Origin of the sequence: Vibrio fluminensis (assembly GCF_015278125.1) — a bacterium.
In the GTDB taxonomy this organism is placed as follows: domain Bacteria; phylum Pseudomonadota; class Gammaproteobacteria; order Enterobacterales; family Vibrionaceae; genus Vibrio; species Vibrio fluminensis.
The window spans coordinates 1-22916 of sequence record NZ_JADILO010000005.1; the positions used below are offsets into that span (position 1 = coordinate 1).

The 22916-nt window shown below is 44.2% G+C and carries 17 protein-coding genes; 8 read left to right on the forward strand and 9 right to left on the reverse strand.

Annotated features, from left to right (window positions below; translation table 11 throughout):
* Positions 1-33 precede the first annotated feature (33 nt).
* A protein-coding gene (locus IRQ95_RS05545; protein WP_194436013.1) for an IS3 family transposase occupies positions 34-1205 on the reverse strand; the annotation gives its coding sequence in 2 pieces (ribosomal slippage) (positions 34-923 and positions 923-1205; 1173 coding nt in all).
* A 122-nt stretch (positions 1206-1327) separates the two neighbouring features.
* Here IRQ95_RS05545 and IRQ95_RS05550 point away from each other — a divergent pair.
* Complete coding sequence (locus IRQ95_RS05550; protein ID WP_194436014.1) at positions 1328-2047, forward strand: class I SAM-dependent methyltransferase; 720 nt, start codon at positions 1328-1330, stop codon at positions 2045-2047.
* A 112-nt stretch (positions 2048-2159) separates the two neighbouring features.
* Here IRQ95_RS05550 and IRQ95_RS05555 read toward each other — a convergent pair whose 3' ends face one another.
* From IRQ95_RS05555 to IRQ95_RS05565, 3 genes are all read right to left on the reverse strand, one after another.
* Positions 2160-3908, reverse strand: coding sequence for a formate--tetrahydrofolate ligase (locus IRQ95_RS05555; protein ID WP_194436015.1), 1749 nt, complete (start codon positions 3906-3908; stop codon positions 2160-2162).
* A gap of 215 nt (positions 3909-4123) precedes the next feature.
* Positions 4124-4309 carry a hypothetical protein gene (locus IRQ95_RS05560; RefSeq protein WP_194436016.1) on the reverse strand — a complete coding sequence of 62 codons (186 nt, stop codon included), beginning with the start codon at positions 4307-4309 and terminating at the stop codon, positions 4124-4126.
* A 38-nt stretch (positions 4310-4347) separates the two neighbouring features.
* Complete coding sequence (locus IRQ95_RS05565) at positions 4348-6705, reverse strand: fatty acid cis/trans isomerase (RefSeq protein ID WP_194436017.1); 2358 nt, start codon at positions 6703-6705, stop codon at positions 4348-4350.
* A gap of 627 nt (positions 6706-7332) precedes the next feature.
* Between IRQ95_RS05565 and IRQ95_RS05570 the strand changes: the two genes are divergently transcribed.
* Positions 7333-8271 (forward strand): porin, encoded by a 939-nt coding sequence (locus IRQ95_RS05570; RefSeq protein WP_194436018.1) that lies wholly within the window; start codon positions 7333-7335, stop codon positions 8269-8271.
* A gap of 73 nt (positions 8272-8344) precedes the next feature.
* On the forward strand, positions 8345-8980 hold the full coding sequence (locus IRQ95_RS05575) for a DUF2057 family protein (RefSeq protein ID WP_194436019.1): 636 nt from the start codon (positions 8345-8347) through the stop codon (positions 8978-8980).
* Between the two features lie 89 nt (positions 8981-9069).
* Here IRQ95_RS05575 and IRQ95_RS05580 read toward each other — a convergent pair whose 3' ends face one another.
* The 5 genes from IRQ95_RS05580 to IRQ95_RS05600 form a co-directional block, all read right to left on the reverse strand.
* Complete coding sequence (locus IRQ95_RS05580) at positions 9070-9975, reverse strand: siderophore ABC transporter substrate-binding protein (protein WP_194436020.1); 906 nt, start codon at positions 9973-9975, stop codon at positions 9070-9072.
* Positions 9976-9991: 16 nt separating this feature from the next.
* The gene (locus IRQ95_RS05585) at positions 9992-11893 is read right to left on the reverse strand and encodes a TonB-dependent receptor domain-containing protein (protein ID WP_194436021.1); all 1902 of its coding nucleotides are present in this window, start codon (positions 11891-11893) and stop codon (positions 9992-9994) included.
* Positions 11894-12033: 140 nt separating this feature from the next.
* Complete coding sequence (locus IRQ95_RS05590; protein ID WP_194436022.1) at positions 12034-13377, reverse strand: sensor histidine kinase; 1344 nt, start codon at positions 13375-13377, stop codon at positions 12034-12036.
* A complete protein-coding gene (locus IRQ95_RS05595; protein ID WP_194436023.1) occupies positions 13374-14132 on the reverse strand; it encodes a response regulator transcription factor in 759 nt (252 codons plus the stop codon). Before IRQ95_RS05595 ends, IRQ95_RS05590 begins: the two co-directional genes overlap by 4 nt.
* A 250-nt stretch (positions 14133-14382) precedes the next feature.
* On the reverse strand, positions 14383-15948 hold the full coding sequence (locus IRQ95_RS05600) for an arylsulfatase (protein WP_194436024.1): 1566 nt from the start codon (positions 15946-15948) through the stop codon (positions 14383-14385).
* A 398-nt stretch (positions 15949-16346) separates the two neighbouring features.
* Between IRQ95_RS05600 and IRQ95_RS05605 the strand changes: the two genes are divergently transcribed.
* The 5 genes from IRQ95_RS05605 to IRQ95_RS05625 all read left to right on the forward strand — a co-directional run bounded on the left by IRQ95_RS05605 (position 16347) and on the right by IRQ95_RS05625 (position 22914).
* On the forward strand, positions 16347-17894 hold the full coding sequence (locus tag IRQ95_RS05605) for an arylsulfatase (protein WP_114764587.1): 1548 nt from the start codon (positions 16347-16349) through the stop codon (positions 17892-17894).
* Positions 17895-18005: 111 nt separating this feature from the next.
* Complete coding sequence (locus IRQ95_RS05610; protein WP_194436025.1) at positions 18006-20294, forward strand: multiheme c-type cytochrome; 2289 nt, start codon at positions 18006-18008, stop codon at positions 20292-20294.
* Positions 20295-20387: 93 nt separating this feature from the next.
* A complete protein-coding gene (locus IRQ95_RS05615; protein ID WP_194436026.1) occupies positions 20388-21371 on the forward strand; it encodes an AAA family ATPase in 984 nt (327 codons plus the stop codon).
* A gap of 11 nt (positions 21372-21382) precedes the next feature.
* On the forward strand, positions 21383-22345 hold the full coding sequence (locus IRQ95_RS05620) for a DUF58 domain-containing protein (RefSeq protein ID WP_194436027.1): 963 nt from the start codon (positions 21383-21385) through the stop codon (positions 22343-22345).
* Positions 22345-22914, forward strand: a complete 570-nt coding sequence (locus IRQ95_RS05625; protein ID WP_194436028.1) for a DUF4381 domain-containing protein — start codon at positions 22345-22347, stop codon at positions 22912-22914. The genes IRQ95_RS05620 and IRQ95_RS05625 overlap by 1 nt, the downstream gene beginning before the upstream one ends.
* Positions 22915-22916 lie beyond the last annotated feature (2 nt).

Genomic DNA, 22916 nt, shown 5'->3' on the forward strand with positions numbered 1-22916 from the left:
ATGGTATGACCCCATAAAAGTAGACACATGGGGTTAATTCATTAGTTCAAAGTCAATGGGGCTCATACCACCTAGAGTCCCATGCCTTCTTACTGGATTGTAATACGTATCGATATAAAGTCGACTTTGCATCGTCATTTCTTGACGCGACATCTCTCCTAAATTGCTTATCCACTCTTTCTTGTATTGGGCAAAGAAGCTCTCTGAGCAAGCATTATCCCAGCAGTTTCCTTTACCTGACATACTGACTGTTATTTTACGTTTCCGGTGCCATCTGAGTGTCTCTAATGCTCGATATTGAACCCCTTGGTCTGAATGGAACATCAGCTTCTCTCCATCAGGTCGCCGAGTTTTCCATGCTTTATTCAGCGTCGTAAGTACTAAGCTAGCGCTGTTAATTCGGCTTGTTGCCCACGCTATTACCCTTCGTGAATATAGGTCGAGAATAACGCACAGGTAGCTCCAACCTTCTTTACATCGTACTTGAGTGATATCTGAAGCCCATACTTTATTCGGTTGGTTAACCTCAAATCGGCGGTTGAGAAGATTATATGCAGGTCGCAACGTTTTCTGCCTTGGGGCTAGCCCATGACGTTTCTTACTGGCTCTTGAACGATACCCCATTGACTGTAGCAACCGTTGAACTCGCTTCTTATTGCAAGCGAAGCCATAAGCAACGGCAGCCTCCCAAAGCTTACGGTAGCCAGGTATACAATGTTGTTTGTCACTTTCTTCTTTAAGGAAGTGACGTAAGCCTCGGTTCTTTTGCTCACGTTTACTGGGCTCACGCCGAAGCCACTTATAGTACCCAGCTGGAGATACTCCTAACCATTGGCATAGCCGTATAACGGGACGCTTCATCGTTGCATGTTTGAGAATGTGTTCGAACCTTATTCTTTTAGGCTGTCGAAGTAAGCTTTCGCTTCCTTTAAAAATTCATTCTCCATTTCAGCCATTTCCAGTCGTTTTTTAAGTTCTCGAATTTCTTTTTCAAGTTGGGCAATCGACTTTTCTGGACCGTTATTGGGTATAGGATGAGAACTGTGTTTTCGAGAGGTCATTTGAGCCCTCCATTTAGAAAGTAGATTAGGTGCAATCCCTAACGATTTTGCCACTGATTTTACTGTATCAGAGGATTCTAAAGATTGCTGTACTGCTTGCTTCTTAAATTCATCCGAATGTTTACGAACAGTTTTTACTTTCATAGTACTCGATGCTCCGGCATTGAGTGTCTACTTTATGGGGGTCATATCAGAATTGAGAATTGAGAATTGAGAATTGAGAGGCGATAATCGCGACCAGTTTAATTTTGCAAGGTCGCATCAATATGAAATCGCCAATGTATTCTACCTTCGCCCATCAGTACGACGAAGTGATTCAAGATAATATTTATAACGCCTACTTAGAGCGACCTAGTTTACAAGCCTTATTACCTGAATTCGCTGGGCTTAAAGTACTTGATCTTGGCTGCGGTTCTGGCGTTTATATGCAGTATCTGTTTGAAAATGGCGCCGCGGATGTGACGTGCATTGATTATTCAGCCCAAATGGTCGATATCGTTAAGAGCAAAGCAACTCAGCTTGGGGTTGATGAGCGTGTTAACGCGTACGCACAAGACTTAAAAACAGGTTTGCCTGCTGAACATGATAACAGTTTTGATTTGGTGATTTCGCCCCTGATGATTCACTATCTTGAGGATCTTAATCCGCTGTTTAAAGATGTGCATCGTGTGCTCAAAAAAGATGGACGCTTTGTGTTTTCGACTCATCACCCGTTTGCGGATTTTGAGTGTTCTACATCAGGTAACTATTTCACCTGTGAGCAAGTTAAAGAAGAGTGGAACACAATAGGTGAACTTGTAGAAGTTACATTTTATCGACGTTCGCTGACAGAAATAACGAATGCACTGACTCAACATGGTCTCGTTATCACCACGCTTTCTGAAGGTCAGGTGTCTGAGCAAGTGAAACAGATTGATGCAGAGCGTTTCGAGTACCTGTCAAAGAACCCGAACTTCATCTTTATTCAGTGTCAGAAGATAGGCTAGGGCTTGGATTAGATGTAAAAAAGCCGAGATTCTTCATCTCGGCTGTTTAAATTAGCTTTCGTTTTTATGATCATGTCTAACGTTTATGACCATGTCTAATTTGGGTTTTTTATTAGCTAAGCCCAATGATATTCCCGTCATCATCTAAGTCTAGGTTCATAAAAGCGGGCTTCTCAGGTAAACCCGGCATGGTCATCACATTGCCACACAAAGCATAGATAAAGCCTGCACCTGCGCAGAGTTTTAGCTCGCGAATTGGAACATTGAATTGGCTTGGTGCGCCTTTGATGCTGCCGTCGGTTGAGATTGAAAGTGGTGTTTTCGCTAGACACACCGCAAGGTTGTCAAAGCCTTGTTTTTGATACTCTTCTAGCTGATGTCTTGCTTGATAGCTCAGCGTCACACTGGTAGCGCCGTAACCCACTTCCGCAACGGCCATTAATTTCTCTTCAGTGGTCTGAGAAAAATAATAAAGAGGCTTAAAGTGGCATTCCTGCTCACTCTGTTTGATGACTTTGCTCGCGAGTTCAAGTGTACCATCACCGCCTTTTGCGAAACCTTCACTTAAGGCTACTTCAACATTATGCGGCAGAGCCTCAATCATAGTGCGTAATTGTGCTAATTCAGCATCACTATCTTGTGGGAAGCGGTTGATGGCAACCACTGCTGGTACGCCATACTTAGCGACGTTTTCAATATGCCACTTTAAGTTGGCAAAACCCGCTTCTAATGCGTTAGCATCATCTTCAAACAGTGAGTCTGGAATCGCTTGCCCCGGTTTTAAGTCATACAAACCTGAGTTGGCTTTTAAGCCGCGTAGTGTCGCAACGATGACGGCACAATCAGGCGCTTTTCCTGCAACTTGCGCTTTGATGTTACACGCTTTCTCAAAGCCCATGTCTGAGCCAAAACCACCTTCTGTGACGGTGTAATCGGCAAGATGTGTCGCGATGTTATCCGCGATTATTGACGAGTTACCATGAGCGATATTAGCAAAAGGGCCAGCGTGGATAAGAGTCGGTACACCTTCCAGCGTTTGCATTAGCGTTGGTTCTATCGCGTCACGCATGCTCACTGCCATGGCGCCAGCTACTTGCAAGTCTTCGGTGGTGATAGGCTCGCCATCGAGTGAATAGGCGACCACCACACGACCAATGCGTTGACGAAGATCTTTGAGATCTGACGACAGTGCGAGAATGGCCATGAGTTCGGAAGCGGCAGAAATATCAAAGCCGTCTTCACGTTCGAAGCCGTTAATGTCTTTGCCAAGCTCGTTTTTGCCTACCGTCACCATGCGTAAAGCGCGATCGTTATGGTCCATCACACGCTTCCAAACGACGCGCTTATGGTCGATTTTCAGTGCCTTTAAGCCGCTACGGGCTTCAAAGTCATCATAGCCATTGCGTTGTTCGTGGTAGATGCGAGCATCGATCGCCGCTGCTGCTAGGTTGTGTGCGGCGGTGACAGCATGAATGTCGCCCGTTAGGTGGAGGTTAAGCTCCTCCATAGGGGCAACCTGTGAGTAACCACCACCTGCTGCGCCACCTTTAACGCCAAATACTGGCCCCATAGATGGCTGACGGATGCACGCCATGACTGAGTGATTAAGTTTGGCAAGACCTTGAGCTAAACCAATGGTGGTCACCGTTTTACCTTCACCTAATGGTGTAGGGGTGATAGCGGTCACCACGATTAACTTACCACTGCGGTTTTGATTAATACGTTTTAAGCAGTGAAGTGAAACTTTAGCTTTATGTTTACCTTGACTGTGAAATTCTTCTGGTAGTAAACCAGCGCGCGAGGCGATGTCATTAATTGGTGATAATGACGTAGTACGGCAAATATCTATATCCGACAGCATAAAACCCTCAATTATGCGAAAAACATGGACACGAAAACGTTTGCGCAAGAATAATAGCGCCAAAACGTGCTTTGTAAAGGATTAGTTTGTAGCACACTGTCCAGTAAGGGGGCTACTATGCTCGCGAAATGGGGTTTATACAAGTCAAAAGTGAATCGGTGGGTAAAACAAAAGCCCCTTTCGGGGCTTTTCAGTACAGTGCGAGTAAGACGAGTTTACCACTCATCGTCAAGGAAAAGTTTTCCCTCTGGCGCGTAGGGGTCATCGTCAAAAGGGTGCTCCGCTTTAGTGCGTAGCATTTCTAACTGATGCTCGAGCATGTTGACTGTGTCGTAATCACCTTCGGAGCAAGCAACATAAATCTGTTGCTCAAGGTTTCGCATTGTCTCTTTGCTGTTCATACACACCTCCTGAACTAGGATAGAAGGGTTAAAGATTTCTACCTATTCTCAAATCTATTGTAGTCAAGCAAACCAAATTCGATAGGTTGATCTTGCTGATACCAACGATGAACTTTATCGCTAAAAGACCAGAACTCTGAGTTACTGCGGCGAATTGCGAATGTATCCAATAACTTGATGTAATCTTCCTCGTCACGCATGTTTTTCAGCAAATTGACTAACAGTGGAATTTGATTCTCTTCGAGTGATAGATACGCGGCAGGGTAGCTACCGATCACTCCACGAGCCAAAGTGAGATCATCATGTTGGTAATCACGGTTGCTTTCTTCATCGAACAGACTCGTAATGTTGGTGTGCGCGTTGTTATGTAGCAGAGTAAACAATTGCTGCTTGCCATTTTCTGATTCAATCATCAGCATCATGATTTGTGGAACTGGACGCAGTCCTTCACCTTTAATAGCAGCGATTTGGCGCAAAAGCACTTCATTTTCATGCTTAAATCCGGTCTCAACAATGTCAAAGCGGTTATTGAGAACGGGTGCCAACTTGTCGTGCAAAATGTCGTACAGCTCTGCCTTTGGATTCGCCGTTGTGTAAGGAACCTGTGTAGGCTGGTCAAATGGCTTTACATTGCGCTGCAAGAAGTCACTTAATTGGGTGCTTTGGTTTTGATACCAACTCGATTGCTCTTTATGGCGTACATCTCTCGGTAATAGAGCAACGAAGTTACTTTCTCCCTCTAGGCGCAAAAAGTCCATGAACATGCGAGTGATGAGCTGGTGGCCAAAGTTACCATAGACGTCAAACCCTGCCACCAATAGATAATGGATACGTTCAAGAAGCGCATAATCGAGGATCCACGCTGTCTTAGGTGGGGTTCCGACCATTCCTTGCACTACGGATGCACTATCAAAGTGGCGGAAGATAGTGAGGGCTGCATTTGGGTTAGTGCCATTACCATCCCAGATAAGACCAGTATCGAGATGTTCACCGTTCTTAAATGTTGTGTTAATGAACTCAGACTTAGCTTCTAAGTAGCGTGCCTGCTGGCGAGCATATTTAACCCAGTTGGTGACAGGTAGAGTATTGCTTTCTAGTTCACCAGGCAGCTTTAAATTGTCTGCTTGGCTGCGATAAAAGTCGTTAACTTCAGGAATGTCGCTCTTGTCTGGATCTAGGAAGAACACCCAGAAGCGGTCGTTAATCACATTGAGCGCGAGTTGCCCACGACACACCGGACCTTTGATATAGGCCGCGATGGTATTTTGCGCATTATCCAGCATAAATTTAAAGCGAGACTTAACCGGCAAATCGATAAATGCTGTCATTGGGTTTGCGGCAACTTCAGGTGCATAGCTTGGTAGTTGCTTAACTTGGTACTCGGCGTTGAAAAACCACTGTTGCCAATCGTTCATGCGTTTTTTGCTCAGTGCAAAAGGCATATGTGTTTTATCAACAATCGTTCCTTGCTCCGGAATAATTCGGTAGTAAACGCGTTCAACCATCGGATCGTCATAAGGGCGTCTTGTCGCAATACGTTTAACCTGCTCACCTGGTGGCGTTGCTGAACGAACCAGAGTAAAGAAGCGAGGCGTAGTCGCTTTTAAATCAGAGAAATAGAGATGAGATAAAAACAGATGTTCATACACGTAACGTGCAACCAATTGGTGTTTAAAGCTCTTTCCATTAAACAGAGCTTCATATTCGTTAACCATTGCTTGCTGTTCAATCGTTAGCGGGATCTGCTTGTTCATCACTGCGCCATCTTCTAGCCAACTGAGCAGCGTGTTGTACTCTTGGTTGTTTAGATTTGGCATACCATAAGGCATTCCCCACGTTGGGTAATCTTGCTGGTACTGATCTAATTCTTCAATTGTCGGGCAAACTTGTTCGCGATCAATCGAAAAATCAAACCCTTCAAGCTGAACTTGTTCAGGTTGAGGATGTTGATCCTTCTGTATTAATAAACGAGCGACTAGGCCCGCCTCAATATTTGCTGTGGGCGTTTGACTGCGTTCGTTGAGTACTGGGTGAAAGCCTAATGCTCGCCACTCTTCCGTTGTTTGTGCATCTTCAAATAAGCGAGTTGGTACTGCTGCGGTTAATCGAGTGCCTTCGTAAACCAATGCTTTAGTTGCACCGCGTTCTATCCCCTCAACAGAGGTCATTTTTAATTGACAAGGGGCATCATAACAGGCGTGACAGACTACGCAGCGGTTATCAATGATTGGTTTGACGGTTTCAAGAAAATCGACGCTTTGTTGAGACGTTAATTCAACACGACGATCACGTACTTGTTGCTCACCAAACAGTTGGTCGTAGTTTAGGCCCGCATACGTCGCGCAACCCGCGAAAAAGAGAACAAGGATTAAAGAGAATAGTTTACTAAATTGCATTACTTGGATTGTTTTCGAATTTGCCACTAAGTGTACACCAAAATGACATACGGTTACGGAATGTTTTTTGGTAGTAACTGTTTATAAATCAAGCGATGAAAGTGAATAATAAATTGATGGTGACTTTACAAAATTCATTCAATTCAAGGTGTTTTGTCGCACGAGGATTGCACTAAGTATCTAAATAAGAAGGAAAAAATTTACATTTTCCTTGAAGTTAGTCGTATTTATCATTTTAACTAATGAAACGTTTTGCAAATGTTTTTCTGGTCTATATTTCTGAGTTTAAACATTAAATTGGAGTAAAATTCTGTTTAATTAATTGTTAAATAACTTTGCCGATAAAAAATATTAAAACCAGAGATTTGGTGCATTTTTGTTGTTGTTAATATGGAGTTACAAAATTAACTGGTTGAGTGCGAGGGTTCTAATTTAAGTATCTGATTTTTAATGGATATATTTTTTCTGTGATTGGTTTTTGCTCAAATTGACAGTGGTTAGTGAAATTTGTCAACCTAAAAAGGAACTCAGATGTTTATAAGCATAAGTTTCTCAAATTATTAATATTTTTTGATTTTTTGGAATTCAGGTAGGAATTCCACTTTTTAACAAGGTTGTAATAAATATATGAAAAAAACATTCCTAGCACTAGCAGTTGCAGCAGTGGCGACTTCAGCGCACGCAAAAATCGATCTATACAAAGATGATACAAAGAAAGTTACGGTAAAAGGTGAGGTAGATGTTTATTTAAACATTGTTGACGAAGTGAAGTCAGAAGATGCTTCGGAAGTAAAAGATGATGACTTCAATGTATCAACATGGGCTCAAGTAGAGTTTGGCTTCGAACATCAAATCAATGATGATCTAAAGGGTTTTGCAAGCTTTGAAGTCGATTACAGCGATAGTGATGCAGTGTTTGATGATGTGTATGCAGGTGTGACTGGTTCTTTCGGTACACTTAAAGGTGGTGAAACTGGTGACTCGTTAAGTGTAGTTGGTAACCTAACTGACATCACAAACGAAGGTACTTACGCTTACGATTCAAATATCGAGAGCAAAGGCAAAGGTATTCGTTACGAGAAGACTCTAGGAGGCCTTTATGTTTCTGCCGACTTACAAACTACGTCTGCAGAAGATTCTGATGATGAAATAAACGTTGGTGCATCTTACTCGTTTGATTACGTAACATTTGCAGCTGCATATTCTGATGGCGGCGAAGATGTATCTTCATCGGCATTTGGCGCTTCTTTAAGTGTAAGTGATTTCTACCTTGCTGCACTTTACTCTGTTTACGAGGGCGGATACGCACAAGTTGGAAGTGGTTTTGGTGAAGGTGAAGTTTATGGTTTAGCTGCATCTTACAGCTTTAATGACTTCCGTTTTTACGCATCAACCGCTTTTGATTCTGAGGATGACACTGATAACAGAGGTGATTCTAAGACTGTAGGTTTAGATTACACGGTCAACGGTGATATTACCTTGTTCGCAGAATACACTGGCGCATCTTACGACGTAAATGACAAAGATGCAGACACATTATTAGCTGGTGTTTACTACGCATTCTAAGCAGATTTCAAATTTCATACTGCCTTAAGCCAGCTAATCTAAGCTGGCTTTTATTGTCTGGGGGGAAGCCTATATGAAAAAATGGTTGGGAATTCTAGTGGCGTTGGTTTCATTGCCAACTTATTCAGCACAAGTGAATCTCGCAAAAGGTGTTGAATTGAGTGTGCTTAATGAAGAAGTTGTTCGCTACAAAAGTGACGTTAATTTGGTCGAGGGTGAAAACCAATTGATTTTGCGAATGGAGCGAGATTTGCGCGATGGGGCTCGAAAAGAGCAGGTACTTACGCCTCCTTATGTGGTCGTTTTGTCAGCCAAACCAGAACCGAAAAATTTAGATATTGATTTGGTCTCAACTAACTTAACTAAGATAGAAAGATTGATTGAATCAGGTGAGAGCATTTTTATCATCACTTTGGACGGCGTTGAGATAACACACACAATTGAAGAATTACCGCCAGCTGTTGGCTTTATGCCCTATGGTGATATTTTAGGGCTAACGGAAAAATTCAATAAAGAGAATGGCTATTTGTATGATTCTGGCAAGATCCGTAATTTAAAACAAGAGTTAGAAAACGTCGCAGGTAAGAATGAGGTTGTAGAGAGTGCTGAAACGGAAACAACATTAAATCTGAAAATTTGGTTTAATCGAGCGAGTGACGAAGAGAAAAAACAACACCTAGAATGGGTACTTTCACAGCTTGGTAAATAAAATAGCTCAGATCTATACCCAAGTCACGTTATACCGAAGTGACTGGATAATAGAGTGCGGCCGCTTGATATCAAGCGGCCGTATGTCGATTATCGTAGGGCGCGATTCATATCTTCGATCATGATATTGGTCGCGGTGATACCGCTCGCTGATATATACCATGCCTGAGAATCTAATTCGGTAATTCGGTCATTCTTCGCTGCGTTAGTTTGTCCGACTAATGCGTTGTAGAAATCTTGTTTTGCCTCGCCCGAAGCACGACCGATAGCTCTGTCTCTATCCATGAGTAATAGGTAGTCAGGATTGGCTTGTGAAATGAACTCAAAGCTAATTAGTTCCCCATGGGCAAGCGCTTTGTCGTTATGCACTAATTGTTTGAAGCCAAATTCATCAAAAATTGCGTTATAACGCGAGCCAGAGCCAAATGTGGTTACATTGCCACCATTAGTCATCACCATCAGTGCAGTCGCGTCTTTAGCCTTAGTTTTTGCTTTAACTGCGTCAATTTTTTCTTCAGTTTTTGAGATTAAGCTTTCCACCTTTTGCTCAATTTCAAAGATTTGACCAAACATTCGCCAGCCTTGCTGAGTTGTTTGCCAAAACTTTTGTGCATCCGCCATAAATACCACTGTAGGCGCAATTTTGCTCAGTTCTTCATAAGCAGTGGAGTTGCGATTACTGGCAATAATGAGATCTGGCTTGAGGGTAAAGATAGTCTCAAAATCAGGCTCATGCAGAGTTCCAACGCTGATGTATTTATCATCTTGATAATCAGTTAGATAACTTGGAATTGGCGCTTTTACGACGCCAATTGGTTCAATATCCAGGTAATCCAAGATATCGAGTGTATCCATACCCAAAACGACGACACGTTCAGGCTTAGTATCTAATTGCGTTGTACCAAGCGCGTGCTCGACGGTAATAGTTTTGCTGTTGGCTATAAATGAAACCGCCATCAAGGCGGCCACTAACCATGGTGTTACATTCAGTGTCATAGATGTGGCCTCTTAATTAAAATGCGTAACTTAGGTTAAAGCGGTAATCACGGCCAGCAGCAGCATAGCCACCTAAGCTGTTTCCAGCTGAACCATGGTAAGTTCCGTGCGCAACGTATTGCTTGTTTAGGACATTTTTCACTGAGAGCGTTAAAACAAGCGCTTCGTTATCGATAGGTAACCATTGTGCATAAAGGTCGTGTACGCCGTAGCCGGCTTTTTCTTGGTAGCCGTCAGCAACGTCATCAAGTCTTTCAACAAATTTCGAAGTCCAGCCGAAATCCAGGTTCTGTGATAGTGCGTAATCGAGGTTTAATACCCAGGTGTCACCTACAGCGGTACCGAGTGTCATATCGCCATCACTTAGAGGTTCGCCATTTAACTCAGGATTCGATTGGTTGTAGCTTAAACGAGTGGAAAGGTCACCAAATACCTGGCCAACATATGCTGTTACGCCTTTTGTCGTGAGATCGCCGACATTATCGAAATCGCCATTGTCGTTTTTATCCACCACATTTTTAATCTTAGTATCAAACACGGTGATTCCAGCGATAAAGCTGTCACGTTCAACTTTAACCCCAAACTCGAAGTTTTTAGCACGCTCAGGGCCGCGGCTTGGATCATTTGCAGTCCAGTCTATAATGAATAGCTCTTTTGCGGTTTGGCCACGAAATGCTTCAGCATAGCCGGTGAAAAGACTAACACCAGGCGCTACTTCATAATTAACAGAGATATTCGGGCTAAAGCCAGAAGAGTCAAATTCTTGATCGATGTTATCGATGAGTTCATACCAATCGTAACGGGCACCTGCTGAAAGCAACACTGTATCTGAAACTTGCCAGTCATCTTGCAGAAATATGCCGTAGACTTTGCCTTTCTCATAGTGAATTTTGTTGTCCCAATCGGTCGCAAATTTTGATTCATCGTTGCGATATTCCGTACCGACACTCAATGAGTGACTGCCAATCTGTGCGGTATTGAAAATCTTTCCACCAAAGGTCTCAATGTTGCCATCGCTTGTGCCCCAGCGAGGGTGATTCAAATGAGCGATTCGGCTACGAGTATTATAAGCAGTCAAATCGAGTTTGACGTAATCGCCATTCGTAAATACGTAATTACCCGTGATAGTGGTACGGTCAGTCTCTTGGTCTAATGGAATATTACGGGATGACTCTTGAAAGTGAGGCTTGTGTAGACGAGTTTCATTGTCTTCACGATAGTCGTAAGCCAGTGATAGATAGTGATTAGGGTTGATGTCTCCGGATAGTTTAATCAGGCCAACCTGCTGCTCAGCAGCGGTATAAGGTTGCTCTTCACCCTCAGAATCTTCGATGTTGTCATTGTCGATGTAACCGTAGGTTGCGAGTAGTCCTAAACCATCAAGTACTTCTCCATAGACACTGGTAGAATACTTTTTGCCATTATTGTTGGTGTAATAGCCGCCTTTAACCATAGCACCAAATTTTTCATTCGCTTGCAGCAAATCATGAGCATCTTTGGTTTTAAACTGGATAGCACCGCCTAACGCTCCAGGACCGTTTGTTGCTCGACCTGCACCCGCGCTGATATCAACCTGTTTAAGCAGTTCAGGCTCGATAGATAGTCGGCCTTGGTGGTGGAACAAATTACTGGTTTGTGAGGCGCCATCTATGGTGACATTGAGCATAGTATCTTCCAAACCACGCACATAAAGTTTCTGGGTGATCCCAGATGAGCCTCCTATAGTAACCTCTGGATTGTCTCGAAAGATGTCATCGAGATCGATGGCTTGACGCTTGGCCAAATCATCGGCGGTGACTACGGCATCAACGCCTTTTAATTGATGTCCGGTGACTTCGATTGTTTCTGTTTCTTGAGCTGATGCGGAAAAGGCGATAAGCGCCAAAGTGATAGGGCTTAATTTACAAACGGCGTCCATTTACCGTTACTCCTTTGGTAATGAGAATGATTATCAAAGGAATTTTGCTTATTTTAACCTAAGCAGTAAATTGATTTTACAACTGTTACATTTGATTAGTTGGAGAGCGATATTTTTCTCCAACTAATAGAGTTTAAAGATTAGTTCTTTGGTTGTGGCAGGGTGATTATCATGTCTAGTCCCTGATATTTTCGATTGCTCGCGGTTATTGAACCTTTAATTGCTTCGATATGTCGTTTAGCCAACGCAAGGCCGACACCAAATCCTTTGCGAGAGTGAGTTTGATTGTCGGCTTTAAAGAATGGTTTGAAGATCGATTCAGTTAAAGTTGGGTCGAGGCCCGGACCTGAATCTGAAATCGTGATGACCCAGGTGTTTTCTTGTTTGCACGCCCTTATAACAAGCGCTTCGTTGCTTGGTGTAAAGCGCAGGCCATTGCGGATGATATTCTCAAACGCTTGGGAGAGCGCTCGTTGATTGGAGGAGGTTAGTAACAGTGATTCGGGGAGCTCATTGACGATAATTCTATCTGGAAATTCGAACTGAGCATCATCAATGATCGCATCAAGTAGTTCGATTAAATCAAATGACTCGGTGCACAGATTAGGCTGTTCGTTTTCGAGCCAAGCTAAAGTCAATGTATCCTCGGCCATTTGACGCATATTACTGACTTCAATACGAATTCTATCAATCATACTTTCTTTGTCTAAGCCATTAGCGGCGCAGTCAGCGGCCATTTCGATTCTGGCAAGAGGTGTTCTGATTTCATGAGACATTTCGGCAATAAGATTACGATTATGTTGGATAACATCCGCGGTTCTCTCGGCCATTTTGTCGAAGGTCTTGGCGACTTGGCTGAGTTCGTCATTGCCAAGTGTTATATGATCCGTTACTCGTGCTTGGTAGTTGCCTTGGCTAAATTCTTTAGCGGCAAGAGAAAAGCCTTTCATTGGCTTCATGATGTAACGGTAAATGAAAATTGTCAGTGTCAGTAAGGCAATAAAAGGGATCACGACACGGAATGTCCAAAAAGCATGAGACATATACGTACCGGGTCTCATTCGGTCAGGTAAGATTAATAGAAAATGATAGTTTGAAGGTGTTAGGGCGACTTCCATGATTGGGTTATTCGGAAAATCGAGATGAATCTTCCATTCAACACTTCGGCCAATACCATAGCCAGACCAAAATCGCTCAGTTAACTCATTCCCGCCAATCACTTTAATGTTCGATTCAACTAACGTGACCCAAGTATCTTCTTTTTCTGCTAGAGCATTAAGCCAATCATTCAGTTCATTGCGATCACCATTTTCAAGCAATGTTTGCGCTTGATTACCCCAATCTAAAATTTCTTGTTGATGAGCCTTTTTTAAATAGCTCATCTTTTCACTGGATAAGATAGCAACACTATGCAGTAGCGAGAAAAAGATCACTCCTCCTAGAGCTAACGCAACAAACAGTCGCCAAAACAAGATTTTTTTCATTTGAGTAAATACCCTTTGCCGTGAACGGTTTTGATTCGTTCCTTGTCCATGCCATTTTGGGTTAGTGTTTTGCGAATACGGCTCAAATGCATATCGAGGGAACGGTCGTAAAGACTAAACTCACGCTCTAAGACCGCTTGGTACAGGTAAGGTTTATTTTGTATCACGCCGTGATTCTTGGTTAAAACCCAAAGCAATTGAAACTGTGTCGCAGTAAGCGTGACCACTTGTTTGCCGAGATTACCGTTAACCATAACTTCTTGGCGTTGTTTGTCTAAGGTAAGTTCCTGATATTCCAAGTAGCGTACAGATATCGAGTTTTGGATCTGAGTTCTCCTCAGCACCGCTTCAATTCTTAAACTCACTTCTTCAAAATTACATGGCTTGCTTATGTAATCATCCGCTCCAAATCGAAGCCCTTGTATACGGTGTTCTTCAGCGCCAAAAGCGGTAAGCATAATTGTGGGGGTAGTGGAGTAGGATCGGATATAGTTTAATAGTTCAAAGCCATCAACATTCGGTAAGTTTATATCCAATATTATCAGATCAAAATGTTGTTGCTTTAAGGTATTGAGAGCTTCTGAACCGCAGCGGAGAGTCATTACACGGTACTGTTGGTTGCGTAATAACATGGTTAGCTGATGGCTGAGGGTTTCATCGTCCTCGACGAGTAAGATCGATGCCTCTCGCTCATAACTTGATGTATCCACATCTTTGGTTGATAAGTAACTGTTGCTGCTGCATGCATCAAACATATTAAATATTCACAATAATGATAAGAGTTATCATTATCAATAAATTTATCTATGTTTCAAATCTGTTACTTTCATAAATTATAACATTTTGTTTCGATGTGTGATTTTGCGGTCGTTGTTGATATTTCTTTGTTCAGACTGGTTGAATTTTACGTATATCAATGAATGTTAGGCATCTTGTGTCGAATCATAGGCAGAGAAAATTAAAGCCACCCAAAGTAGGTGGCTTTAATGCTAGGTTAAACAGTGCTTATTGCATTGAATTCACTTGTTGTTTCAACTGCTCAAGTTGTTGCATCTTACCTTGCAAACCAAGTGACTGGTAATTGATTGAAGCAGGATTCATGGTTTGACCTTGCTGCATTGGATAGTCAGGCAATGTTTGGAAGAAATCCCCCAGTACATCTTGGATTGGTACAAATAGCCACATGTTGTCGGCCATCCAGCGCAGGTACATGCCAGACTCATGCGGCGCTCGCTCAAACGGGTCAGCACGTAGATGGATGATTTGCGGCCAGTTTGGCGAGAAGCGAACCGCGTCAGAGATGTTGCCTTCAAGCGTGGCGAAGTTGAGTTTCCAATCATGCCAGCGTACCGCGTTTAGTTCACCATTCGCCGTGAAGTAGAGCAGCGACTCTCTCGGACCTTGCTCTTGCTTGCCTTCAAAATAAGGTTTGAAGTTGTAACCATCAATATGCACGCGCCATTCTTTGCCATTGGCTTGGTAGCCTTCAGCCAGTTTTTCTTTTACATCAGGAACGCCCGCGGCGGCCATAAGTGTTGGCAACCAATCTTGGTGTGCCATCATCTCATTGACCTTTGTACCTGGTTCAATCACGCCCGGCCAACGAACTAATTGAGGAACGCGCATACCGCCTTCCCAAGTTGTGCCTTTTTCACCATGGAATGGTGTTGCGCCACCATCTGGCCAAGAAACTGTCTCAGCACCATTGTCGGTCGAGTAGATCACGATAGTATTATCAGCTACACCAAGCTCATCCAGCTTATCGAGCAATACGCCGACATGATCATCATGCTCTAACATACCGTCGGCATAGATGCTGACGCCTGACTGACCTTGGTATTTTTCTTGTAAACGAGTCCATACGTGCATACGCGTCGTGTTATGCCAGATAAAGAAAGGCTTGTCGTCTTTAACCGCTTTTTCCATAAAGGCGAGTGAGGATTCTAAAAACTCTTCGTCAGCGGTTTCCATGCGTTTGCGCGTCATTGGACCGGTATCTTCGATTTTGCCATCCGCATAGGACTTGATAACACCGCGCGGGCCGTATTTCTGACGAAACTCAGGATCTTTTGGATAGTAGTAAGTTTCAGGTTCTTCCTCGGCGTTTAAGTGATACAGGTTGCCAAAAAACTCATCAAAACCGTGGTTGGTCGGCAGGTGCTGATCTTGGTCGCCTAAGTGGTTTTTACCGAACTGCGCTGTTACGTAGCCTTGGTCTTTAAGCAAATCAGCAATGGTTGGCGCCCAATCTGGGATCCCGTGAGTTGATCCCGGCATGCCAATCGTCAGCAAACCAGTACGAAATGGCTCTTGACCAGTGATAAAGGACGCACGTCCTGCTGTACAAGATTGTTGACCATAGTGGTCGGTAAATAGTGCACCTTCATTGGCGATGCGGTCGATATTCGGCGTTTCGTATCCCATCATGCCTTGGTTATAAGCACTGATATTCCAGTAACCAACATCGTCGCCAAAAATAGCGAGGATATTGGGTTTGTCGGCAGCAACAGCGACGGATGATGTGGCAAGCACACCAACGCCAACAGCCAGTTTGGTTAATTGATTAGCCATAAAAGCTCCAAAGTTAGTTAACAGTCTGGTTTGATGGACAAATTTATTGTGCAATTAACTTAACTAACCTGAAGCTAAGTGTCGCTTTATAGTCAATATAACCCTTAGTTATGTTGATAGCGTATCACCATGATTTTTCAACAATAGTTATCTTTACTCTCGGTGAAGCAATCGATTTGTGAGAGTGATGCGTATCACATTTTTTCGGGTGCTTAATGGCTAATAACCTGATGTTTTGTAGGCAAAACGACAGTCGTGAAAATATGGCTAACAATTCGCATTCGCTTGATTTGTGAACTATATGTTTGTCTGCAGGATGCAAAAGTACTCATATCGGTTGAGACGGGCAAGAGTTAAGCAATCGCTAGTATTGATCGGTATTACAACAAGAGGTTTCTATGAAAGCGAATCATGGTGCTAAGCGCCGATTAGCGATTCTTGCAGCAGCTCTGATGGGCTTTGCAAGTAGCAGTATCGCAGCAGAAAAACCAAACATTTTAGTCATATGGGGTGACGACATTGGCCAATCAAACGTGAGTGCGTACACGTTTGGCTTAATGGGATACCAAACGCCAAACATCGACTCTATCGCCAAAGAAGGCATGATGTTTACCGACTATTACGGTGAACAATCTTGTACAGCAGGGCGCTCTACTTTCATTACCGGTCAAACTGTACTTCGAACTGGTTTGAGTAAAGTCGGTTTGCCGGGAGCAGATCTTGGCTTGAAAGAAGAAGACGTTACCATTGCTGAACTTCTCAAACCAATGGGCTACATGACAGGGCAATTTGGTAAGAATCACCTCGGTGATAAGGACGAACACTTACCAACTAACCACGGCTTCGACGAATTTTTTGGCAACCTTTATCATTTGAACGCCGAGGAAGAACCTGAAAATGTAGACTACCCAAGCGACCCAGAGTTTCGTAAGAAGTTTGGTCCGCGTGGTGTGATTAAGTCTTATGCCGACGGTAAGATTGAAGATACCGGTCCGCTAACCCGCAAACGTATGGAAACGGTTGATGCAGAGACACTCGATGCGGCGCTTGATTTTATGGATCGCGCGGTCAAAGCAGACAAGCCATTTTTTGTTTGGTGGAACTCGACTCGAATGCATTTCCGCACTCATGTGAAGGAAGAAAATCTCGGCAAAACCGGGATCAGTTTTTATGCCGATGCCATGGTTGAACATGATAATCACGTTGGTCAGCTGCTGAAAAAAGTGGACGATTTAGGCATTAAAGACAACACGATTGTGTTCTACTCAACCGATAATGGCCCACATATGAACACCTGGCCTGATGCTGGCTTAACTCCTTTCCGTGGTGAGAAGAATACCAACTGGGAAGGGGCATACCGAGTGCCAGCCATGGTACGTTGGCCTGGCAAAATCGAGGCCGGTACGGTTTCCAATGAAATCATGCACCATATGGATTGGATGCCGACTTTCGTTGCCGCCGCGGGTGATGCTGATGTGAAAGAGAAGCTATTGGAAGGTTTCCAAGTAGGTGATACCAACTACAAACTGCATCTTGATGGCTATAACTTCTTACCTTATCTAACGGGTGAGTCGGAAGCCGCGCCACGAGAGGAGATTTTCTACTTCTCTGATGATGGTGACCTCACCGCGCTTCGTTACAACAATTGGAAAATTGTCTTTATGGAGCAGCGCGCAGAGGGGACCTTGCGTATTTGGGCAGAACCGTTTACTGAACTGCGCTTGCCGAAAATCTTTAACTTACGTATGGACCCATACGAAGTCGCGGATATTACCTCCAATACTTACTACGACTGGATGATTGACCGAGCTTATATGTTGGTACCGGCACAAGCGTACGTGGGCAAATTCTTAGAGACATTCCAAGAGTATCCACCTAGGCAAAAACCCGCCAGTTTCTCACTCGAGCAAGTGATGGAGAAGCTGCAAGAAAATCCAAACAAGTAATCTGAAACTGACCAAGGGCTCTACGGAGCCCTTTTTGCTAATTGTTTGTATAAAAAGACAAAGTTGCCTATCTTTTTACATACAGCAACGATAAAAATAACAAGGAATGTTATGCAATGGACGTTGGCAGTCAGATGGATAGGTTTACTTTTTTGGCTACTCGCTACCGGGCTTGCAAATGCTGAGAGCGTGAATGCTCAGCCACAAGCTAATCAATATGTTGGATCTGAAGTGTGTCGTGATTGTCATCAAGAGCAAGCAGAGGCTTGGCAAGGGTCACACCATGATATGGCGATGAAGCATGCAGACCCTCTATCTGTACGGGGCAATTTTGCTGACGCGACGGTTAAGTTCAATAACCAAGACAACCGCTTTTTCATGCGCGGTGATGAGTATTGGGTCAATATTCAAGGGCCTGATGGTCAATATCGTGATTATCAAATTCTCTATACCTTTGGCTGGGAGCCACTGCAGCAATACATGGTTCAGTTTGAGGATGGGCGAGTGCAACTGATTCCGTTTGCATGGGATACTAGAGAGAAACAACAAGGCGGGCAGCGATGGTTTCATCTATACCCTGATGCCACACCGACAGATGAGTTTTATTGGACCAACAGCGGTCAGAACTGGAATTTTATGTGCGCGGATTGTCACTCGACCAATTTAGCCAAGAAGTATGATGCCACGACCAATACATACAATACCCAGTGGTCAGAGATCAACGTCGGGTGTGAAGCCTGCCATGGACCTGCAAGTCAACACGTTGAGCTGGCAAAAAACGCCCAACTAACTGAAAACAAGCAAGCGCACTTCGGTTTAACCCGCGATCTTGCTCAAGCGGTGAATGAGTGGGTATTTAAACAAGGCAGCACAACCATGCAGCCCAAAGCGATTCATCCAACTGATCAACTGCAGACTTGCGCTCAATGTCATAGCCGACGAACGCAACTCAATGAAACAGCAGATCATGTTAAAGGTTCATTTCTTGATAAATACCGTTTGAGCCTTATCACGCCAGAGCTTTATCATCATGATGGTCAAATTTATGATGAAAACTATGTCTATGGCTCATTTTTACAATCGGCAATGGCAGAAAAAGGGGTAACTTGCACCAACTGTCATGATCCTCACAGTGCAAAACTCAAAGTGGCTGAAGAAGCCGTTTGCAGCCAATGCCACTTAGCCATTGAATATACTCCAGAGAAACATACTTTCCACCAGCCTGACACGGAAGCGTCGCAATGTACGACATGTCATATGCCGCAAACCACCTATATGCAGGTGGATCCAAGGCGTGACCACAGTTGGCATGTACCACGCGCCGACATCAGCCAGCATATTAACACCCCTAATGTGTGTACTTCCTGTCATGAGGATGAAACTGCGCAGTGGGCGGATAAGCAAGTGGCGAAATGGTTCCCTAATTCAAAATATCGTAATGAGCAGCACTTTTCGGTCGCGTTTTATGCCGATTCGATTGGTCATAGTGGTGCGGCAGACGCGTTGGCTTATTCGGCGCAAGATTCATCCTTAAGCGACATCATTCGCGGCTCTGCGTTGGAGCGAATGGGGGGCAATACTGGCAAGAATACTTTGGTCGCGCTTGCACGGGCGGTCAAACATGAGTCTGAGCTGATTCGCTTAGGTGCGATAGAAGGCAGTGCCGGTTATGAATTGAATGATCGATGGCAGATTTTGGTGCCATTACTGAGTGACTCTGTGTTATCGATTCGCGCTGAAACCGCAGCCGCTTTGGTTAGCCGTTATAGGGAAATGAGTGATGCTCAAAGGATGCTAATTAATGATCCATTAAATGAATACCTCGAGATTCAGCGCTTTAATTCTGATCGCGGCTTTGGTTTGGTTAATTTAGCCAATGTTCAGCGTGACATGGGTGATTTAGCGGATGCGGAACAGCTTTACTTAAGCGCGATCGAAATCGAGCCCTATTTTGAAAACAGTTACGCCAATCTCGCCGATTTGTATCGCTCTCAAGGTAAGGAAGCGTCTGCACTGGCTGTTTTGCAACAAGGCATGCAGGCGCAGCCTAAGTCCAGCGCACTGCCCTATAGCATGGGGCTCGCCTTATTAAGGGCAGATCAAGGCGATAAAGCAGTGAATTACTTACGACAAGCGGCGCAAACTGCTGAGAGCAACGCACAGTATTGGTATGTTTATGGATTGGCATTAGAACATCGAGATTTGTTGGCAGCAAGCAATGCGCTTCAACAAGCCTATCGAGTCGGTGGTAATCCACAACATCTTTATGCGCAGTGCGAAGTGTTGGCAAGAAACCTAAGTACCGGAGAGGTTCAAGCGCCATTTCAACAGTGTCTGGCTGAATTAAGCAAAGTCGTACCGCCGCAAGTTATCGAGCAGTTGGAAAGCAAAATACGCTGACGCCTGAATAAGTAAAGCTATAGGCGGTATAACCAATAGTTATTGGGGAAGTCAGTAGTATTTCAAAGTAAATCAACCTACTGAGGGCAGAATATGAACACTGCACAGCAAGCCATTAACCAACTTATCGCACAAACAGAGCAGAGTGTCATCGGTCAAAGTCATGTGGTGCAAGCTTTGGTGATCGGGCTGTTAACCAACGGGCATATTCTGCTAGAAGGCTTACCGGGTACGGCGAAAACACGTTCGGTAAAGTCATTAGCAAATTTACTCAATACCAGTTTTGGTCGCATTCAGTTTACGCCCGATCTGCTGCCCTCTGATGTCACTGGTACAGAGGTGTATCAGGAAGTTGAGGGCAAGCCACAATTGCATTTTCAGCCAGGTCCTATTTTCAACAGTATTGTATTGGCAGATGAGGTAAACCGCGCGCCAGCCAAAGTTCAAGCCGCTTTGCTTGAGGCGATGGCAGAAGGCACGATTACGGTTGGTGATAAAACCCATCAACTGCCCGATCTCTTTATGGTGCTTGCGACGCAAAACCCGGTAGAACAAGAGGGGACTTATCCACTTCCTGAAGCGCAGATGGATCGCTTTATTATGAAAGTGACGGTGGACTATCCGCACGACGAAGCTGAGCGCGATATTATTCGTTTAGTACGCAGTGAGGAGTTAGGCGCGCTAAGCGAAGCTAGCCAAGCAGAGAGACAATTTATTGAGCCGGAACTGGTGCTTGAAGCAAGGCGACAACTCCCGCATATCAGCGTCTCTGATCTGGTCGAAAAATACATCGTGGCATTAGTCATGGCAACGCGACAGCCTGAGCGATACCCAGAGAGTCAGTTACATGCATGGATAGAAATTGGTGCCAGTCCACGAGCTTCTATTGCGTTAGATAAATGTTCTCGCGCTTATGCTTGGCTACAAGGACGTGACCATGTCACGCCTGATGATGTAAGAGCGATGGTGCCTTTTGTCTTGGGGCATCGCTTTTCGCTCTCTTATGATGCGCTTGCCGATGGTGTGAATCATCATGGTGTCGTCAATGAGTTACTTGATCATGTAGAAATCGCATAAGTGGAGGCGCTATGGCAAAGCCAACACTGGTTCCTCAATCTCAACAACTCGACTCGAGGCTTTATTGTGACTATGCGCGCTTGGTGAGGTTACAAGGGCAAGCTGAGTCGTTTTCACTCCTACCGCATTTAAAAGCTGGCAGTGTTTTATCTGGTCGACACAACTCGCTTTTTCGTGGGCGTGGTCTGAATTTTGAAGAGTTACGCCATTATCAACTGGGTGATGATATTCGTAATCTAGACTGGAAGGTGACACTGCGCACGGGTAAACCGCATGTACGCAGCTATACCGAAGAAAAAGATCGCAATGTCATCATATGTATTGATCAACGCAGCGCGATGTTCTTTGCCTCTGACAATGCAATGAAATCAGTAGTGGCGGCGGAGAGTGCCGCAGTGTGTGCTTGGCGAGTACTGAAAGATGGCGACCGCGTAGGTTTTGTTGTTGCGACGCCACAGCGCATATTGCATAGCAAACCACAACGCTCACAACACCATTTACTTGCGCAGTTAAAGCAGTTAGCGCAGTTTAATCAAGCGTTAAATGTTAACTCGCGAGACAGTGAACAGGTGAGCTTTAAGTCTTGGATAGAGTTAATTAAACGCATGCGTCCCAAGCAATCAACGTTGATCTTCATTAGTGATTGGCGAGATTGCCAAGCCAAGGATTTAGATCAGCTCAAGCAATTGCAGCAACATAATGATGTGTTGGCGATAACGGTCAATGATGCGTTTGAACACTCTTTGCCGCAGCATTTGGCTAACGCCAACTGGGTGGTGGGCGATGGTCAATATCAGCTTAATCTAGATACACACAGCAAAGTCGACCTCGCGAGTAATGAGTTGCGGCAACAAAGCCAAATGCAACGTCATGCGCTGGTGAAGTTAATGGCAATGAAGCATTTGCCACATATCGAGTTGGATACTGCAGGGCAACATATTAGTCAGCTACAAAAAATGGTCGGGGGTCGTTAATGTCAGTCGAACATACACCGCCAAGCACTTATATATTACGTGAATTGCATGATGTAGCTGTACCTGAGAGCATCAGTTGGATGCCGCAAACCATCGGTTGGCAAATGCTAGCGCTGCTGGTGTTATTACTATTGCTAATGTTGATGGTAAAGCGAGCACGCCTTTGGTGGGTAAATCGATATCGCAGCGAAGCCATCAATGCGCTCGAGCAGCTAGATATTAACCACGCCACACAGCCTTATCAGGTGTTTTCGGTTCTTAAGATTGTGTTGGTGCATCTTAATGCGCGCCACCGTTCACTTCATGATACCGCTTTTTTACAGGTGCTTGATGACTTGATGCCAAGTGAACGGGACTTTTCCGCTAGCTTCCCTGCCAACTGGTTAGCGAGCCTCAATGATCCCAATAGCAATTTGGATGCAGCCGAGAGGGAGATCTTAGTTACGCAAGCCAAACGCTGGGTTTTACAGCACAGCAACGCTGATTTAATTCCTCAATCTAATTGGGCTAGTTTGCTACAAAGAGTCGGGTTGAAAAGCCGTTTTGAGAAGTTAGGGGATAAGAGATGAGC

Coding starts and splice junctions, on each gene's coding strand:
- IRQ95_RS05605 (WP_114764587.1), top strand. CDS start 16,347: ATGAAAGCGAATCATGGTGCTAAGCGCCGATTAGCGATTCTTGCAGCA.
- IRQ95_RS05615 (WP_194436026.1), top strand. CDS start 20,388: ATGAACACTGCACAGCAAGCCATTAACCAACTTATCGCACAAACAGAG.
- IRQ95_RS05600 (WP_194436024.1), bottom strand. CDS start 15,948: ATGGCTAATCAATTAACCAAACTGGCTGTTGGCGTTGGTGTGCTTGCC.
- IRQ95_RS05560 (WP_194436016.1), bottom strand. CDS start 4,309: ATGAACAGCAAAGAGACAATGCGAAACCTTGAGCAACAGATTTATGTT.
- IRQ95_RS05580 (WP_194436020.1), bottom strand. CDS start 9,975: ATGACACTGAATGTAACACCATGGTTAGTGGCCGCCTTGATGGCGGTT.
- IRQ95_RS05595 (WP_194436023.1), bottom strand. CDS start 14,132: ATGTTTGATGCATGCAGCAGCAACAGTTACTTATCAACCAAAGATGTG.
- IRQ95_RS05570 (WP_194436018.1), top strand. CDS start 7,333: ATGAAAAAAACATTCCTAGCACTAGCAGTTGCAGCAGTGGCGACTTCA.
- IRQ95_RS05585 (WP_194436021.1), bottom strand. CDS start 11,893: ATGGACGCCGTTTGTAAATTAAGCCCTATCACTTTGGCGCTTATCGCC.
- IRQ95_RS05590 (WP_194436022.1), bottom strand. CDS start 13,377: ATGAAAAAAATCTTGTTTTGGCGACTGTTTGTTGCGTTAGCTCTAGGA.
- IRQ95_RS05575 (WP_194436019.1), top strand. CDS start 8,345: ATGAAAAAATGGTTGGGAATTCTAGTGGCGTTGGTTTCATTGCCAACT.
- IRQ95_RS05550 (WP_194436014.1), top strand. CDS start 1,328: ATGAAATCGCCAATGTATTCTACCTTCGCCCATCAGTACGACGAAGTG.
- IRQ95_RS05620 (WP_194436027.1), top strand. CDS start 21,383: ATGGCAAAGCCAACACTGGTTCCTCAATCTCAACAACTCGACTCGAGG.
- IRQ95_RS05565 (WP_194436017.1), bottom strand. CDS start 6,705: ATGCAATTTAGTAAACTATTCTCTTTAATCCTTGTTCTCTTTTTCGCG.
- IRQ95_RS05625 (WP_194436028.1), top strand. CDS start 22,345: ATGTCAGTCGAACATACACCGCCAAGCACTTATATATTACGTGAATTG.
- IRQ95_RS05610 (WP_194436025.1), top strand. CDS start 18,006: ATGCAATGGACGTTGGCAGTCAGATGGATAGGTTTACTTTTTTGGCTA.
- IRQ95_RS05555 (WP_194436015.1), bottom strand. CDS start 3,908: ATGCTGTCGGATATAGATATTTGCCGTACTACGTCATTATCACCAATT.